Below are 15,665 nucleotides of genomic sequence, written 5' to 3' on the forward strand. Positions count from 1 at the left end.
ATTGGCATTTGCTGGCCATGACCTTGATGAGGTGAATGGTAATTTCATAAGAAATATTTATGTAATAATATTTCTTATGAAATTCATTGATCCTAAATCATGACATTAGCGCATCAAATGAGGCCAATTCCAAGTTCCGCCAGCGTGTTGGGGAAGGCAGTTATTCGAGCTGCAGATAAATTGAAGATTTCTCATGCTTTATTGTCAAAAGTCCTTGGTCTGAGCCCCCCTACGATTACGCGTCTATATCAGGGGACGTATCAATTAAAGGAAGGGGGGAAAGAATGGGATTTTTCACTCTTATTCGTACGTTTATATCGATCACTTGACTCTATCGTGAGTGATGATCAGATTGCCCATCAGTGGCTCATCAGTGAAAACCTCGGCCTTCATTCAAAGCCCATCACCTTAATACAAACAACGGAGGGATTGGTACGTGTCGTTCAATACTTGGACTCCTCACGCGGTATCGTCTGAAGCTTTTCCTTGGAGGGAGAAGGTTTGGCGAATTGTTGAGGCGCAGCATGTTGCATCAACAATGAAGTTGGTTGACGACTTACATGAGCAGCACACCCTAGAAGTATTGCTTGAGGGTAGCAAGCCAATGATGAGGCCTGGCACATCAAACTTAGATTATTTACTTGCAACCCCATTTCGCTACCATCCTAAAAGAGGGGGCTCAAGATTTCGTTCTGAAATAGACCCAGGAGTTTTTTATGGGGCAGAATCTATTCGAACTGCTGGCGCGGAATTGGGATATTGGCGCTGGCGTTTTTTAAAGGATTCATTAGGTCTGAGCTATCTAGGCCCTGTTGCACACACTGTTTTTTGCTGTGAACCATCATGCCAAGTTGTAGATCTAAGGCGCTCACCTTTTGCCCAGGGCGAGGCACTCTGGACTATTCCGGATCGCTATCTCGAGACCCAAGAGATAGCTAGAGTGGTGCGAAAGACTGATGTTCAAGCAATCATCTATGAGTCTGTGCGAGATGAGAATCCAGCTTGGTGTGTTGCCATATTGAACCCCGATGTCTTTGAGGATATTAAGCCACAAATAGATAAAAGGGTTTGGTTTTTATCGGTCACTCAAAAGTCGGTTCAACTGATAAGTCAGCAAGAATCTTATAGTTACAAATTTAACTAAAGTAATTAATAGTCTAATTTTTTAGGTTTATCAAATATACCTTCTTGACTAAATCAAACCATGTACTAAAGATGGTTTTTTTGCTTCGTTAAAATTTTCAATACAAAATTATTTTTTCATCGTGCATGGGCTCTGTACTGTCTCATCATGAATTGCAGCAATTTTTTTATTTACTCACATCGCTTGAGTCTTGGTCACTAATTCTATTAAGGAGATCGACATGACGTAACTATCAAAAGGAGTTTGTTATGTCACGTACATTTAGAAGAAAGAATCAGCAGCATGACTATGAGTGGGTCTTAATCGACTGGAAATCCCATATTCCAGGAGTCCGATCTCCGCGTCATGATCCACGATCTGTATTGGGTCGAAAAGCGATTGCACGCTATCACTCTGACAGTCAGATGACGATAAGCGGTACTGCGCCGCGCTGGTATCGCAAGGTATACGACCATCGACTACGTACCCGGAATAACCGACAAATAAGCAAGTGGGTTAGAGATCCAGAATTTGATCCAGTCTTTGGGGTATCCCATCGGCATGATGCTAATTACACTTAGCGGTAATGCCTTATTTAATGTTTCTTAAAGTTTACAAAATACATAATTTGTATATAATAAGAAACATTATGAACAATTCATTGCTAACTCAGCAGCTTGATTTAGGTGCAAAGATTGCCTCCCAAAGGAAGGCATTAGGTGTACGCGCTCAGTCTGCAGCTAGGTCAGCGGGGATTTCACGGGTGACTTTGCATCGAATTGAAAAGGGTGAAACCTCTGTTAGCTTGGGGGCGTATTTGCAGGTTTGCAATGCGCTTGGGCTCCATTTGGGGATCTTGACTGGAGATGAGGGGCAGCCAACAAATTCATTGGTACTTGAAGATCCGCATATTCGGATTGGCGATTACCCGCAGCTGACAGCTTTGTCCTGGCAGTTAGACGTCAACACACTTATTACTGATGAGCAGGCTAGGGGAATTTATGAGCGCAATAAACGCTTCTTAGATATGCAGCAAATCGATAGTCATGAACGAGCTCTAATGCAAAGATTGATTGCGGAAAAAGGAATGGAGAATTTACTTGTTTAAGCGCGAGCATCATCAAAAAATTTTCGAGGTTCTTCAAAGACTGGATGCTCAAGCCCTTAAAGATCATGCCTGTTATTTTGGTGGTGGAACTGCAATTGCTTTAATGAATGGAGAGTATCGAGAATCGGTAGATATTGATTTTTTAGTTTCGGATCTCATAGGTTATCGAGCTCTACGGGAATTGCTAACGGGGCCAGAGGGAATTGCAGCCATTACAAAAAGTGGTAGAGAATTGGTTTTAGCTCGTGACATTCGCACAGATCAATACGGTATTCGAGCCATGCTACGTGTTGGGGAAGTCAATATTAAGTTTGAAATTATCTCAGAAGGGCGTATTGCCTTTGATGCCCCTAAAGACAAGGACTGCGTTGGAGATATTGCCACTCTATCAAGAGTAGATTTGGTGGCTAGCAAGCTTTTGGCGAATGCAGACCGATGGAGTGACGATAGCGTCTTTAGCCGAGATGTAATTGATCTAGCGATGATGAAAGTACATAAAAAAGAACTGCATCAAGCGACTGAAAAAGCAAGGGCTGCTTATGGCGATAGTGTTCTTATCAGTCTAAAAAAAGCAATTGATCGGCTGCTTACAAAAGAGGGCTTGCTGGATGGTTGCATTACAGCAATGAGGATTTCAGTGCCAAGAGCCGTGCTTTGGCAAAACCTAGAGAACCTAAGAACGATAACGTCTACTAATATGGTTGATGAAGGTAAAAAACGTGTCAATTCAGGTGATATCAGATAAAAAGCTTAATTCATTCATGGAGCAAGATTTGCCTGAGATAAATCCTGTATTGGATTATCTTAAGGATAAGTAAGGCCAGCCTTAAAACTGAAATTCTCTGTAATGCCTATACAAATTAGCAATCGATGCAAAGCCTAGAACTACTATCAACACGGCAAACAGGTAGTCAATTGTCAGATAAGTAAACACACCTGTTTGAATGGCAACAGCTGCGGCCACGAAGGCAGCGATTGCGCCTAGTACCACTAGCTTGAAGTTCGGGATAAATGCACCCAAGGTTATGGCAACAAATAGCAGAATGAGTTCTGAAACCAGTTGATCCGCCATTAAGAAGATCCCGTTGGTGAACTCAGGATTGGTTAACTTACCAACAATCGCGAGCACCAAAATGCTCCCCAGTACTGCAAAGTTGAGTTTTGCTTTCTTGAGAATCGTGAGGAGTTGATCATTCATGATGGTGGCGAATTCCTAGTTTTTTATTCTCTTAGCTACTCTTAATAATTAGGACTGCCACTGAAAACCAAGCTGATACCAAGCCACAATAGGATGAAGGCAATCAAAATAGTGAAACCAATCTTTTTAAGGAAGTATTCCAAGCTATCCATATAGGCTTCATCGTTGCGACCAAAGTACTGGTCAAAACGCTTCCAGACCAGTCGACCTACGACTAGAGGTAACAACATGGCAACAATGCCGAGCACAACGGTTAATGTAGTGTCCATCTAAATTGAATACTTTCTTATGCTGGTGGCGAGTTAACTGGCCATATAAAAGAAGTAAGAATACCCGTTTTTCCAGGCCAAGCAGTGCGTTTAAGGACTTGATTAGCCTTATTGATGCTCTAAAACCCTGAGATAATAGGCGTACTAGAGTTTTTAATAACTAATTTTCTTCGAAAGCCTGCAAATGACTGATTTATCCCTGACGCAAATTAAAGAAATCCGCGCTGCAGTTCTGGGCGCAGCTGCAAAAGTGCCTGGCGCACTCATTGGCATGGGAATTGTGTTTATTGCCTTAGGGATGATTGGCGTTGCTGGCCAGACATTGTTTTCATTTGTCACTATTAATGTGCTGGGTGCATTCTTGATTTTTGGTGGCGCAGTGCAATTTGCGCATGCCCTCAAATCCACTGGCTGGAAGAGTGTCGGCATTCAAATAGTTTTAGCGGTTTTGTATATCGCAACTGGCATCTACACTTGGGCCTTTCCAATTCCTGCTCTAGAGGCTATTACCCTCTGGCTTGCCGCCATCTTTTTTGTGACCGGCTTTCTACGTTTGATCTCCGCATTTCAGCACCGTCATTTCCGTGAATGGTTCTGGTTGGTATTGTCTTCTGCGATTTCTATCTTGATGGGTGTTCTCATCATGAATGGCTACCCAGAAAGTAGTTTGTGGTTACCTGGCCTACTCATCGCAATCGAACTACTCTTACAAGGCTGGTCATTGCTTTTCTTGGGCCTGGCTGCACGTTCATTGACAAAGTAATCCCGGGATCCATTTAGGAGCTTAATCACGATGACAATGAAAAAAACAGATCTCTATAAGAACTTAGCTTTGACCACGGCACAGCGCATGAAAAATGCTGCTAAGACGCCAAAGCCTGGCGCTGCAGAACGTATTGCAAAAACAAAAAAAGAGCTTGCTAGTAGTAATCCCATGCTCACTTCTTTGATGGGTAAGACAAAATCCAAATAATTGTTTAATTGTTTAATTGTTTAATTGTTTGGTTTGAGTCCCGCCCCATCTCTGTTTTGAAGCACGCCCAGCCCATTTTCTTGATAGACCTTCTCAAGGTCTTTGCAGCGCTATTGATCATTCTGCATCACCTATCGAGTTATGGTCAGATTGCAGAAGATGCGCGAGCATTCTTGCCGGGTGTGATGAATTTCTTATTTGAGTATGGTCGCTATGGAGTACAAATCTTTTTAGTCATGGCAGGCTATCTCGCAACCCAGTCACTCACACGATTTGCCAATGCGAAATTCAGTAGCCAGAATTTATTGCGCGTCATCATCAATCGCTATTTACGCCTGTTTGCGCCTTATATTGCTGCTTTGATTTTTACTATTCTGTGTGCTTGGATTGCGCGCTTTTGGGTCAATGATGAGTTCGTTGGGGAGCAAGAAATGCTCAGTCAGTTCCTGGCGCATCTTTTTTTCTTGCAAGGCATATTGGGGCTTGATTCTATTTCTGCTGGTGTTTGGTATGTGGCGATTGATTGGCAGTTGTATTCAGTACTAGCGGTATTGCTGATGACTTTTTCTTCTTACCAAGCTTTGATTTGGTTCATCAGCATTATGGCGACTGCTTCTTTGCTGTACTTCAATCGCTCCAATCAATACGAGGCCTACTTTATTTACTTTATTGGCTCATACAGCCTTGGTGTATTGGCTTATCTTGCCAAGAACTTTGCCAATCAGAAGCTTCAAGGCTTAGCTAAGTTTGCACTCATTGCTATTGGGGTGATTATTGCGATCTCCACATTGCATGACGTGTGGTTACGCAACTTCTTGGCTTGGTTTGTGGCTTTGCTTTTATTCGTATGGGGCAACTCTAGCTATCCAAGTCTGGGTGTAACAAGCTCAAAAGCAAAAGCATTTCTATTGCGCACTATTGTTTGGGCGAGCCCGCGCTCTTACTGTGCTTTCTTGATTCACTTTGCCTTTATTTTGCTAGCGAATACGCTTTACATTGCTTCTGGAGTGCATGCTCAAGAGAGCGGTCTAATTGCAATTAGCTTAATGCTGGGGGTTGTGGTGTGCAGTGCTATTACCGCCAACTATATGTATCGCTGGGTAGAAATGCCTTCGGCGAACTTGAAGATTTAATACGCATCTCGCCATTTTGTGTGGCGTCAAAAATTCAACAAGCTTTAATTAAATCAATCACCTAGGATCTTCTGAAGAGTAGAAACTAGCCCCCGAAGAGCTTAGTATGTCTCAGGATTTTAAATGCCCATGTCTTTTAAGACGCGGAAGATTTCTCGATAAGCCTTAGGGGGTTTATTGGCCTCTTTTTCTTTACGGGCATTACGGATGAGTGTGCGCATATTCTGAATATCCATATCGGGATATTGCTCAATCATCTTAGTAAAGGTTTCATCATTCGCAATCAAGCGATCACGATAAGATTCTAGATGATGCAGTTTTGCAGTTTCTGCCTTGCTAACACCCTGAATTGCATCCAAGCGCTTTTGAATCGCATCAAGCTCCTCTTCATCTAAAAAGCGCATGAGCTTGCCAAGGTATTGCTTGTGGCGACGTATGGCTTCAAAGCTTTTGATCTTGTTGGTTTCTGCAATAGCAGCCTTAATGGCCTCATCTAGGGAAATAGTCTTTAAGGCATCGCTACTAAGCGCTGCCAGAACCTCAGCCAGTTTTTGGCGCTCAGTCATCTGGCGCTTTAGCTCGGATTTACTTGGGCCCTCATCAAGATCTTCTTTCTTGGGGGTGCGGTTCTTTTCATTGACATGCATAGGTCCATTTTAGACGGGTATTTGCCATTTTTTGCCGAATTGCTCAATTTCTTCGTATTGCAAGATTTGGTAAATAATAGAGTTTAAAAATTGGCATCTATAAGAGTGGACACATGAGTACAACAAGTCATCAAGACGCATACGACTACATCATCATTGGCGCAGGCAGCGCAGGTTGCATGCTGGCTAAGCGCCTAACTGAGAATCCTGCCAAACGGGTGCTGTTGATTGAGGCTGGCAAGAACGACAACTACATTTGGATACATGTGCCAGTTGGCTATTTATATTGCATTGACAATCCAAGGGCAGACTGGCGCTTTAAGACCGCTGCTGAAAAAGGTCTAAACGGACGCTCACTGCTATATCCGCGCGGTAGAGTTTTAGGTGGCTGCTCTTCTATCAACGGCATGATCTATATGCGTGGTCAGACGGGTGACTATGACTCCTGGGTGACTGCAACTGGCGATGATTCGTGGTCCTGGGAAAACGCATTGCGTCGCTATAAATCGTTTGAGGATTATCACGGCGCTGCTAATCAGTGGCATAGCAAAGGCGGTGAATGGACGGTTTCTAAACAGCGCTTGCGTTGGCCCATCATGGATATCTTTAGGGAGGCAGCCGTACAAGCAGGCATCCCATCATCAGATGATTTTAACCAAGGTGATAACTTTGGAGTGGGTTATTTTGATGTGAGTCAGCGCAAAGGTTGGCGCCTCAATACATCCAAAGCATTTTTGCGTGATGCTGCCAAGCGATCCAACCTCACGGTAGTTACTGAAGCGATGGTCAATACATTATTGATTGATTCGAATAGCAAAGATTGCTACGGAGTTCAATACATTAAGGATGGCAAAACCATCGATGTGCATTGCACCGCTTCTGGTGCTGCCAATCAAGGCGAAGTGATTCTGAGTGCAGGTGCCATTGGCAGCGTGCAGGTTCTAGAACGCTCGGGTGTTGGATCAGCTGCGCATCTCAATAAGCTGGGCATCCCCGTCATCGCAGATTTACCAGGCGTAGGAGAAAACTTACAAGACCATTTACAATTGCGCATGATCTACAAGGTCAATGGCATTAAGACTCTCAATACCAAAGCGAACTCTTTGCTTGGCAAGCTGTTAATTGGTATGGAGTATGTGTTTAAGCGCTCTGGCCCGATGTCGATGGCACCATCGCAGCTAGGTGCTTTTGCATACAGCTCACCTGAGCAGCCATCGGCCAATGTGGAATATCACGTGCAACCATTATCACTAGAAAAGTTTGGTGAAGATTTGCATTCTTTTAATGCGATTACCGCGAGCGTTTGTAACTTGCGACCAACATCTCGCGGTAGTGTGCATATCAGCTCGATCGATCCAGAAGTGCCCCCAGTGATTGCACCCAATTATTTATCGACCGATGAAGATCGCAAAGTGGCCGCCGACTCATTGCGTCTCACACGCAAGATTGTGGAAAGCCCAGCGCTCAAGCCATACACGCCAGATGAGTACAAGCCAGGTAAGCAATATCAAAGTGATGAAGAACTCGTCAAAGCTGCTGGAGATATTGGTACAACGATTTTTCATCCAGTAGGCACCTGCAAGATGGGGCGCGATGATGATCCGATGGCAGTGCTGGATTCAAAATTACGAGTTCGGGGTATTCATCATCTGAGGGTGGTTGATGCCTCTGCGATGCCAACAATTACTTCTGGCAATACTGCGGCACCTACGATGATGATTGCGCAACGCGCCGCTGAATTACTGACTGGTGAATAGTTCACAAGCTCTGCGCGATCATCAGTCGCACAATCAATTGCCAGTCAGTCATTTACTTCTGGCTTTAGGAATTGTGGCGGTATGGGGCACTAACTTTGTAGTTATTAAAAATAGTCTGGCTTCTTTCCCACCGTTTTACTTTGCTGCATTACGCTACATCTTTGTTTTGTTGCCTTTTGTATTTTTTCTACGCAGACCCAAAGTGTCGTGGGTTAATTTGTGTATTTATGGTTTGGCAACTGGGGTAGGGCAGTTTGGGGTGATGTATTACGCAGTCAATAGTCAGATTTCACCAGGCTTGGCTTCATTGGTAGTTCAGACGCAAGTTTTCTTTACGATTGGTTTTGCAATGCTCTTTGCTAAAGAGGGGCTCAAGTCTTATCAAGCAGTTGCAGTTGCAATTGCCATGATTGGCCTTGGAATTATTGCGCTGCATACTGATGCCACAACCACTTTCTTGGGTTTGGCCTTAGTGGTATTTGCCGGTTTCTCCTGGGGTGTTGCTAATACAGTAAGCCGCAGGGCAGGTGCCATCAATATGCTGTCTTATGTTATTTGGGCAAGCGCATTCTCTATACCTCCATTACTACTTGTTGCACTCATCTTTGAGGGCGGTGCCAGTCATTTATGGGAAATAACCCTGGCAGCCCCTATGGGAGCTTGGGTCGGTGTACTTTGGCAGTCCTGGGCGAACACCCTATTTGGATATGCAGCTTGGGGCTGGCTCCTCTCGAAGCATCCAGCAGCTGTAGTGGCTCCCGCACCCTTGCTAGTACCCATCTTTGGCATAGGGGCATCTGCCTTCTTTTTGGGTGAGGCTTTGCCAGCTTGGAAAGTCGAGGCCGCAAGTTTGGTTATTGCCGGTTTGGTGGTCAATCTTTTCTGGCCTACATTACGAGAACAAAGTCGTAAGTTTTTTTAAAACGACTTTTATTGCTAGTGGCTAATGTAAAACCCTAATACAAAGCTCTTTTTTTGCCCCAAGATTGACAGTAAGATGGCTATTCGTTTTAGGTTGTACTTAAAAAAGATTTTATTTAATTAGTATTTTTAGTCATGGAGACTTTATGAATATTCGTCGTCAAATTTTTGCTGTAGCTGCTGCAGCAATGTTCACAACCGGCGCTTACGCTGCCGATATCAAATTGGGCGTTTCAGGTCCATTCACTGGCGGCTCTGCCTCTATGGGTGTGAGTATGCGTGATGGTGTGCGCTTAGCTGCAAAAGAAATCAATGCTGCTGGCGGTATTAACGGCAACAAAATCGTTTTAGTTGAACGTGATGACGAAGCAAAAAATGAGCGTGGCGTACAAATTGCTCAAGAGTTGATTAACAACGAAAAAGTAGTTGCTACTTTGGGCTTTATTAATACTGGTGTTTCATTGGCTGCTCAGCGCTTCTACCAAGATGCAAAGATTCCAGTGATGAACAACGTGGCAACCGGCACGATCGTTACTAAGCAGTTCCCTAACGCTGCTGAGAACTATATTTTCCGTAACGCTGCTGCTGACAATATTCAAGCTCCAATGATCGCTAAAGAAGCGGTTGAGAAGCGTGGTCTGAAGAAAGTAGCTATCTTGGCTGACTCTACAAACTACGGTCAGTTGGGTCGTGAGGACTTAGAAAAAGCATTGAAGGGCTATGGCGTAACTCCAGTAGCTACTGAGAAGTTCAACATTGGCGACGTCGATATGACTTCACAATTGCTCAAGGCAAAAAATGCTGGTGCAGATGTTGTTTTGACTTACGCAATTGGACCTGAGTTGGCACAAATTGCTAACGGTATGGCGAAGTTGGGTTGGAAGAAGCCAATGATCGGTTCATGGACATTGTCTATGGCTAGCTTTATTGATACGGCTGGTAAGAATGGTAACGGCGCAACAATGCCAGAGACTTTCATTCAGAACCCTGCAACTACACCAAAGCGTAAAGCTTTCGTAGATGCATACCTGAAGGATTTCAAGCCAAAGAACGGCATCATTGCTTCTCCAGTATCAGCAGCCCAAGGTTACGACTCTGTATACCTCTTGGCCGCTGCTATCAAGCAAGCTAATAGCACAGAAGGACCAAAGATTTTAGGTGCTTTGGAGAACTTGAATACGCCAGTTGACGGTGTTGTGATGACATACAACAAGCCATTTAGCAAGACAGATCACGAAGCAATCAAGGCTAAAGACGTAGTCATGGGCGTTGTTGAAAACGGCCGTGTTGAGTTCATGCATGCAGAGGATGCTAAGAAGAAGTAATTTGAGTTCAAATCAGCAGTGCAAAACCTGATTTATTTTGCACTGCAACATTTGCTAGTTCAAAGCGCCGCCCAAAAAGCGGCGTTTTGCTTACAATTACGACTTTGTTAATAAAACAGTTTTAAGTATTTTCTTTTAGGCCAATAAAAATGGACATGTTTGCACAAATCCTCTCAAGCGGTATCGCTGTGGGGATGATCTATGCGGTGATCGCTTTCGGTTTCCAACTAACTTTTGCCACTTCAGGCACATTGAACTTCGGTCAAGGTGAAGCCTTGATGTTGGGCGCTTTAGTCGGCCTGACCTGCGTAGATACCTTTGGCATGAATTATTGGATCATGATTCCCGTAGTTTGCTTGTTTGGAATGCTGCAGGGTGGCTTTGTTGAACTTATCGGTGTGCGTCCAGCTATCAAGATTAAGTCTGAGTTTGGCTGGATTATGTCTACGATCGCACTCGGAATTATTTTTAAGAACGTAGCTGAAAATATCTGGGGTCGTGATGCATTGCCATTTCCATCGCCGCTACCTATGGAGCCAATGGAATTTCTCGGGGCAAACATTTTGCCAATGGAAATCCTGGTAGTAGTAGGTGCACTAGTCATGATGTTGTTAGTAGAATTTTTTAACCGTAAAACAATTTACGGCAAAGCGGTGGTTGCTACAGCAAACGATCGCGACGCAGCAGGTTTGATGGGCATCAATACCAGCCTGGTAATTACATTCTCGTATGCGCTATCTTCATTAACTGCAGCCTTTGCCGGTGTATTGATTGCACCTCTGACATTGACTGGTGCAGCTATGGGTGGTGCCCTGGGTTTAAAGGCTTTCGCGGTGGCGATTATTGGTGGCCTCTCAAGCGGTATGGGAATTATTGTCGGTGGTTTGATTCTGGGAATCGTTGAAACAGCTACTGGCTTTTATATCTCTACTGGCTATAAAGATGTGCCAGGTTTGATCTTGCTCTTGCTAGTGCTGGCATACAAACCATCAGGCCTCTTTGGTAAATCTGCAATTAAGAAAGTTTAATGATGAAATTGAAGTCTCTATTACCTCTATTAATTGCGATTGCGGGGTTATTTGTTTTACCCCTGTTTATTCATAATCCCTATTACATTCACTTAGCTGAAACGATTCTGATCTACACCATTCTGTTGTTTGGTTTGGATATCGTGGTGGGTTATGTGGGTCAGGTTTCTTTAGGGCACGCCGCCTTATTTGGAATTGGCTCCTACACCGCTGGTGTTTTGTACTTCCACTTTGGGTTGCCAATTTGGGTCAATATCCCGGCAGCGATTATTGTTACTGCGATCTTTGGCGGCATCTTGGCTTTACCAGCATTGAAGGTGATCGGTCCATATCTGGCAATGGTGACTTTGGCATTTGGTACGATCGCGCAGATTCTGATTAATGAGATGACTTGGTTGACTGAAGGCCCATTGGGCATCAAGATTCCAAAGCCAGAGCTGATGGGCGTTCCAATGACCAAGGCAGAGTATTTCTGGTTGATTTCCGCCATTTTGATCATCTCTATGATCGTGGTTGACCGCTTTGTGAAATCTCAAATCGGTCGCGCCTTCGAAGCTTTGCGTGATAGCCCAATTGCTTGTGATTGTATGGGTGTATCCGTATATCGCTTTAAGGTGATTGCATTTGTGATTAGTGCTGGTTTTGCTGGTTTGGCTGGTTGCTTATATGCCTACTCTGAGCAATATATCTCGCCAAATACCTACAACAACGAACTTGCTGTTCTGTTTTTACTTGGCATCATCATGGGTGGACGCAAGTCACGCTTAGGCGCAGTTATTGGTGCAGCCATTATTGTGTTGCTGCCAAAGCTCCTGGACGATATTTTCCTGTTCCGTATCGTTGCCTCAATCATCGCAATCGTAGTAGTGGTTGGTGCTGCAATGGCACTTTCCAAGAAGGTCACTACACTAAGACGTGTAGCAGTTCCTATTACTGGCGTTGTTGGTTTGGCTGCATTCTCATTCTGGCTCAATAGCATTTCAGATTGGCGCTTGAGTATTTTTGGTTTCATGATTTTGTTGGTGGTGTACTACCTCCAAAACGGTATTGTTGGTTTTGCGAAGAGCTTCTACCAGTCTATCGTTGGCAAGACAAAAACAACTCGTGGCGAGGAAGTTGAAGCAGTGGACGACTCCATTAGCTTTATCAGCAAGGTTAGCGATCAAAATACTGGTGCTGAGCTCCTCAAAGTCGATTCCGTATTGATGCAGTTTGGTGGCTTGAAAGCATTGAACAATGTTGATCTGAGCATCAAGCGCGGCACAATTCATGGCTTGATCGGTCCTAACGGTTCCGGTAAGAGCACGATGATGAACGTGTTGACTGGTATTTACGTGCCTACAGCAGGTAACGTTCTCTATGCTGGTCAAAGCGTAGTTGGTCGTACTTCATCAGACATCGCACTTTCGGGTATCGCTCGTACCTTCCAGAACGTACAGCTCTTCGGTGAAATGACTGCCATTCAAAACATTTTGGTTGGTTTACATCACACCTTCAAGTCCAACATGGTCGAGATCGCATTGAATCTGCCGCGTTACAAGAAGGAAGAGGCTGAAGCGCATGCCCGTGCAATGGCGCTTCTGAAGTTCGTTGGCCTCGATGACCTGGCAAATGAAGAAGCGCGTAACTTGCCATACGGTAAGCAACGTCTCTTGGAGATCGCTCGTGCCTTGGCCTTGGATCCAGAGTTGCTCTTGTTGGATGAGCCGGCTGCTGGTTTGACGGCTCCAGACATTAAAGAACTCTTGCGCATTATTCGTAAGATCCGCGATAGCGGTATTACCTTCATCCTGATTGAGCATCATATGGATGTGGTGATGTCAGTGTGCGACACCGTTTCTGTATTGGACTTCGGTCAGAAGATTGCAGAAGGTAAACCAGCTGAAGTTCAGGCAGACGAGAAGGTGATTCATGCCTACTTGGGTACTTAATCACTAGAACTATATTGAATCGGTAAATACCATGTTATCTATTAAGAATCTTGAAGCAGGCTACGGCAAAGTAAAAGTTCTGCACGGCATCAATATTGATGTTCCTAAGGGACAAGTCATTACCTTGATCGGCTCAAACGGCGCTGGTAAAACAACTACCATGCGTGCTATTACCGGCATGATTAAGCCTACAGCTGGTGAAGTAACCTTGGCTGGCGAGCAAATTGATGGTTACGACTCTCATAAAATTGCCCGCCTTGGTTTAGCGCATAGTCCAGAGGGTCGCCGTGTATTTACGACGATGTCCGTGAATGACAACCTCTTGTTAGGTGCATTTCCGCGCTTTACAGGTAGCCGCCCAAAAGGCGATATCAAGAATGATCTAGAGCGTGCTCTAGAAATGTTCCCGCGCTTAAAAGAGCGTCGTAACCAATTAGCTGGAACCTTGTCAGGTGGTGAGCAACAGATGTTGGCGATGGCGCGTGCTGTGATGCTGAACCCAGAGATCATTCTGTTGGATGAGCCATCAATGGGTCTAGCGCCAATTTTGGTTGAGGAAGTATTTAAGATTATTTCTAATCTCAAATCACAAGGCGTGACAATGTTATTGGTGGAGCAGTTCGCTGCCGCAGCCCTGAACGTTGCTGACTACGGATATGTGCTTGAGAACGGTAAGATTGCAACCCATGGCCCAGCAGATAAGTTGATGCATGATCCTGCTGTAAAAGCTGCTTACTTAGGTGGGGCTGGTGGCCACTAAGATTTAGCATGAGCGTGTTGGTTAAAAAGCCCTTGAAAGAGGGCTTTTTCTATTGGGGTGCGAGAGGCGCGATCGAGTTATTTGCCTAACTAGTTCTGGAGTAGTGAGATCGCCTCGCGAATGAGCAGGGCGCGATAACCCATATAGAAGGCAACACCCACAAATCCAATCAGAAATAACTTAGGAACTAAAGCGCCCTCAGCCACCAATTCTGAATTGAGAAGTCCCAGGGCAACAGCCATGAAGAAGAGTGCCCCTAAGCCTAGAACAATCCAGCTTTCATGTTTACTGACTTGCTGAGTTTTGTTGGTGTATGCGAGCACCTGAAAGCCATTTCCATTTTGATAGCCGGAGACTATGATGTCATCGCCATTGCTCACCACCATCGGTGTTGAAAATTTAGCTTCAATAGCGCGATTATTTAAATGAAATGTCGAGATAAAGAAGCGCTGGTAATACACCGAAGAGTGATCGTGAGTGGGCTTTTCTGGATTTACATATTCCAAGAGCTCATTATTGAGATTGCTAACGGTTCCGGAGATCCTGCTAACTGAGCTGCTTAAAAGAGAGCTGGGTTTAAGAGACATGAGTAGGACTCCCAATAGCACGAGAGAAAAAATGAGAAGAAAAGAAGCTGTTGGGCGTTTCACGAATTTAAAATGAGTATGCCTTTAATGAGTAGGCTAATCGCAATCACCAAGGTGAAGATCGAGAAAACGAGTTGAGTATGCGGACCGCTCAATTTTTTCCCCAGAAGCAGTCCAATCAATAATCCACCTAAGGCGGCGAGTGCAAAAGGCGCCGCAAGAAAGATATTTAAGCTACCGTTCACCGCCGAGAAAATAGCTCCACCACCGGTGATGATGGCTAGCACTCCAAGAGAGGTGGCGACGATGGATTTCACTGGCAAGTTGGTATAGCGTTTGAGTGCTGGCACGATGATAAAGCCACCGCCAACACCGAGCAGGCCGGATAAAAAGCCTGCAATGCTACCAGCGAACATGAGGGCGCGCGCACAAGGCACGGTCCACTGGAGTTTTCCAATGGCAGGATTAACTAAGCAAGGCGGGGGTTTTCTATTTTCCTCTGGGATGCCTTTCAGCTCATTGCGCGCTTGCAGCAATAAGCGCACTGCTACATACAGGAGGATCAAGCTAAATAGAATTTGTAAGGGCGCATTCGGAATCTGCGGTGCTAGCCAGAGCCCTACAGGAGAGAGGATTAAGCCAAAGATCGCCATGAAAATCGCTGCTTTATAGCGCAAGATCTTGTTATTGAGGCCCAGAATAGCGCCAACGCTAGAAGCAAGGGCGACTGCACATAGTGCAATTGGTGCTGCCTCTGCAATGGGCAGTCCCAAAAAGAAGACTAAGAGCGGCACAGACAAAATCCCGCCACCTGCGCCAGTAAGGCCCATGAGGATGCCAACTAGGATACCTAGCGAGGGGCTGATCAGGGTTGAGTAGTCCATTGCAATTTATTTTAGATTAAT

Annotated in this window: 19 protein-coding genes; 14 read left to right on the forward strand and 5 right to left on the reverse strand. The window is 44.8% G+C overall.

All coding sequences use genetic code 11. The features are described 5' to 3' along the window. Positions 1-99: 99 nt before the first annotated feature. The 5 genes from B7Y67_RS05510 (at position 100) to B7Y67_RS05530 (ending at position 2,976) form a co-directional block, all read left to right on the forward strand. Entirely contained in the window at positions 100-477 is a 378-nt protein-coding gene (locus B7Y67_RS05510) for an MbcA/ParS/Xre antitoxin family protein (protein ID WP_293597757.1), read from the forward strand. Beyond that, on the forward strand, positions 437-1,144 hold the full coding sequence (locus tag B7Y67_RS05515; RefSeq protein WP_293597758.1) for an RES family NAD+ phosphorylase: 708 nt from the start codon (positions 437-439) through the stop codon (positions 1,142-1,144). Before B7Y67_RS05510 ends, B7Y67_RS05515 begins: the two co-directional genes overlap by 41 nt. Before the next feature lie 248 nt (positions 1,145-1,392). Next, positions 1,393-1,704: a hypothetical protein gene (locus B7Y67_RS05520; RefSeq protein ID WP_293597759.1), complete on the forward strand. Its 312-nt coding sequence runs from the start codon at positions 1,393-1,395 to the stop codon at positions 1,702-1,704. A 68-nt stretch (positions 1,705-1,772) separates the two neighbouring features. Beyond that, positions 1,773-2,231, forward strand: coding sequence for a helix-turn-helix domain-containing protein (locus tag B7Y67_RS05525; RefSeq protein WP_293597760.1), 459 nt, complete (start codon positions 1,773-1,775; stop codon positions 2,229-2,231). Beyond that, a complete protein-coding gene (locus B7Y67_RS05530) occupies positions 2,224-2,976 on the forward strand; it encodes a nucleotidyl transferase AbiEii/AbiGii toxin family protein (protein WP_293597761.1) in 753 nt (250 codons plus the stop codon). Before B7Y67_RS05525 ends, B7Y67_RS05530 begins: the two co-directional genes overlap by 8 nt. An 81-nt stretch (positions 2,977-3,057) precedes the next feature. Here B7Y67_RS05530 and B7Y67_RS05535 read toward each other — a convergent pair whose 3' ends face one another. Both B7Y67_RS05535 and B7Y67_RS05540 read right to left on the reverse strand, forming a co-directional pair. Then, positions 3,058-3,429, reverse strand: a complete 372-nt coding sequence (locus B7Y67_RS05535) for a hypothetical protein (protein ID WP_293597762.1) — start codon at positions 3,427-3,429, stop codon at positions 3,058-3,060. Positions 3,430-3,470: 41 nt separating this feature from the next. Continuing rightward, positions 3,471-3,698, reverse strand: coding sequence for a hypothetical protein (locus B7Y67_RS05540; RefSeq protein ID WP_293597763.1), 228 nt, complete (start codon positions 3,696-3,698; stop codon positions 3,471-3,473). 184 nt (positions 3,699-3,882) lie between these two features. Here B7Y67_RS05540 and B7Y67_RS05545 point away from each other — a divergent pair, with 184 nt between their 5' ends. The 3 genes from B7Y67_RS05545 to B7Y67_RS05555 are packed head-to-tail and all read left to right on the forward strand — an operon-like array spanning position 3,883 to position 5,804. Then, a complete protein-coding gene (locus B7Y67_RS05545; RefSeq protein ID WP_293597764.1) occupies positions 3,883-4,461 on the forward strand; it encodes an HdeD family acid-resistance protein in 579 nt (192 codons plus the stop codon). Positions 4,462-4,491: 30 nt separating this feature from the next. Continuing rightward, entirely contained in the window at positions 4,492-4,671 is a 180-nt protein-coding gene (locus B7Y67_RS05550; RefSeq protein ID WP_293597765.1) for a hypothetical protein, read from the forward strand. 8 nt (positions 4,672-4,679) lie between these two features. After that, positions 4,680-5,804: an acyltransferase gene (locus B7Y67_RS05555; protein WP_293597766.1), complete on the forward strand. Its 1,125-nt coding sequence runs from the start codon at positions 4,680-4,682 to the stop codon at positions 5,802-5,804. Between the two features lie 119 nt (positions 5,805-5,923). Here B7Y67_RS05555 and yjgA read toward each other — a convergent pair whose 3' ends face one another. Next, complete coding sequence (yjgA, locus tag B7Y67_RS05560; protein WP_293597767.1) at positions 5,924-6,451, reverse strand: ribosome biogenesis factor YjgA; 528 nt, start codon at positions 6,449-6,451, stop codon at positions 5,924-5,926. A 113-nt stretch (positions 6,452-6,564) separates the two neighbouring features. Here yjgA and B7Y67_RS05565 point away from each other — a divergent pair, with 113 nt between their 5' ends. The 6 genes from B7Y67_RS05565 to B7Y67_RS05590 all read left to right on the forward strand — a co-directional run bounded on the left by B7Y67_RS05565 (position 6,565) and on the right by B7Y67_RS05590 (position 14,173). Beyond that, positions 6,565-8,208, forward strand: a complete 1,644-nt coding sequence (locus tag B7Y67_RS05565) for a GMC family oxidoreductase (RefSeq protein WP_293597768.1) — start codon at positions 6,565-6,567, stop codon at positions 8,206-8,208. A 37-nt stretch (positions 8,209-8,245) separates the two neighbouring features. After that, positions 8,246-9,130 (forward strand): EamA family transporter, encoded by an 885-nt coding sequence (locus B7Y67_RS05570; protein WP_293597775.1) that lies wholly within the window; start codon positions 8,246-8,248, stop codon positions 9,128-9,130. 145 nt (positions 9,131-9,275) lie between these two features. Continuing rightward, positions 9,276-10,454 carry an ABC transporter substrate-binding protein gene (locus B7Y67_RS05575; RefSeq protein ID WP_293597769.1) on the forward strand — a complete coding sequence of 393 codons (1,179 nt, stop codon included), beginning with the start codon at positions 9,276-9,278 and terminating at the stop codon, positions 10,452-10,454. A 149-nt stretch (positions 10,455-10,603) separates the two neighbouring features. Then, the gene (locus B7Y67_RS05580; protein ID WP_293597770.1) at positions 10,604-11,482 is read left to right on the forward strand and encodes a branched-chain amino acid ABC transporter permease; all 879 of its coding nucleotides are present in this window, start codon (positions 10,604-10,606) and stop codon (positions 11,480-11,482) included. Positions 11,483-11,484: 2 nt separating this feature from the next. Then, a complete protein-coding gene (locus B7Y67_RS05585) occupies positions 11,485-13,413 on the forward strand; it encodes an ATP-binding cassette domain-containing protein (protein ID WP_293597771.1) in 1,929 nt (642 codons plus the stop codon). 31 nt (positions 13,414-13,444) lie between these two features. Continuing rightward, positions 13,445-14,173, forward strand: a complete 729-nt coding sequence (locus tag B7Y67_RS05590; protein ID WP_293597772.1) for an ABC transporter ATP-binding protein — start codon at positions 13,445-13,447, stop codon at positions 14,171-14,173. An 89-nt stretch (positions 14,174-14,262) separates the two neighbouring features. Here the strand turns inward: B7Y67_RS05590 and B7Y67_RS05595 are convergent, their stop codons facing one another. Together B7Y67_RS05595 and B7Y67_RS05600 are read right to left on the reverse strand one after the other, a co-directional pair. Next, positions 14,263-14,760 (reverse strand): hypothetical protein, encoded by a 498-nt coding sequence (locus tag B7Y67_RS05595; RefSeq protein ID WP_293597773.1) that lies wholly within the window; start codon positions 14,758-14,760, stop codon positions 14,263-14,265. A 59-nt stretch (positions 14,761-14,819) separates the two neighbouring features. Next, complete coding sequence (locus B7Y67_RS05600; RefSeq protein ID WP_293597774.1) at positions 14,820-15,644, reverse strand: sulfite exporter TauE/SafE family protein; 825 nt, start codon at positions 15,642-15,644, stop codon at positions 14,820-14,822. Between the last annotated feature and the right edge of the window lie 21 nt (positions 15,645-15,665).

Source organism: Polynucleobacter sp. 35-46-11 (genome assembly GCF_002281105.1).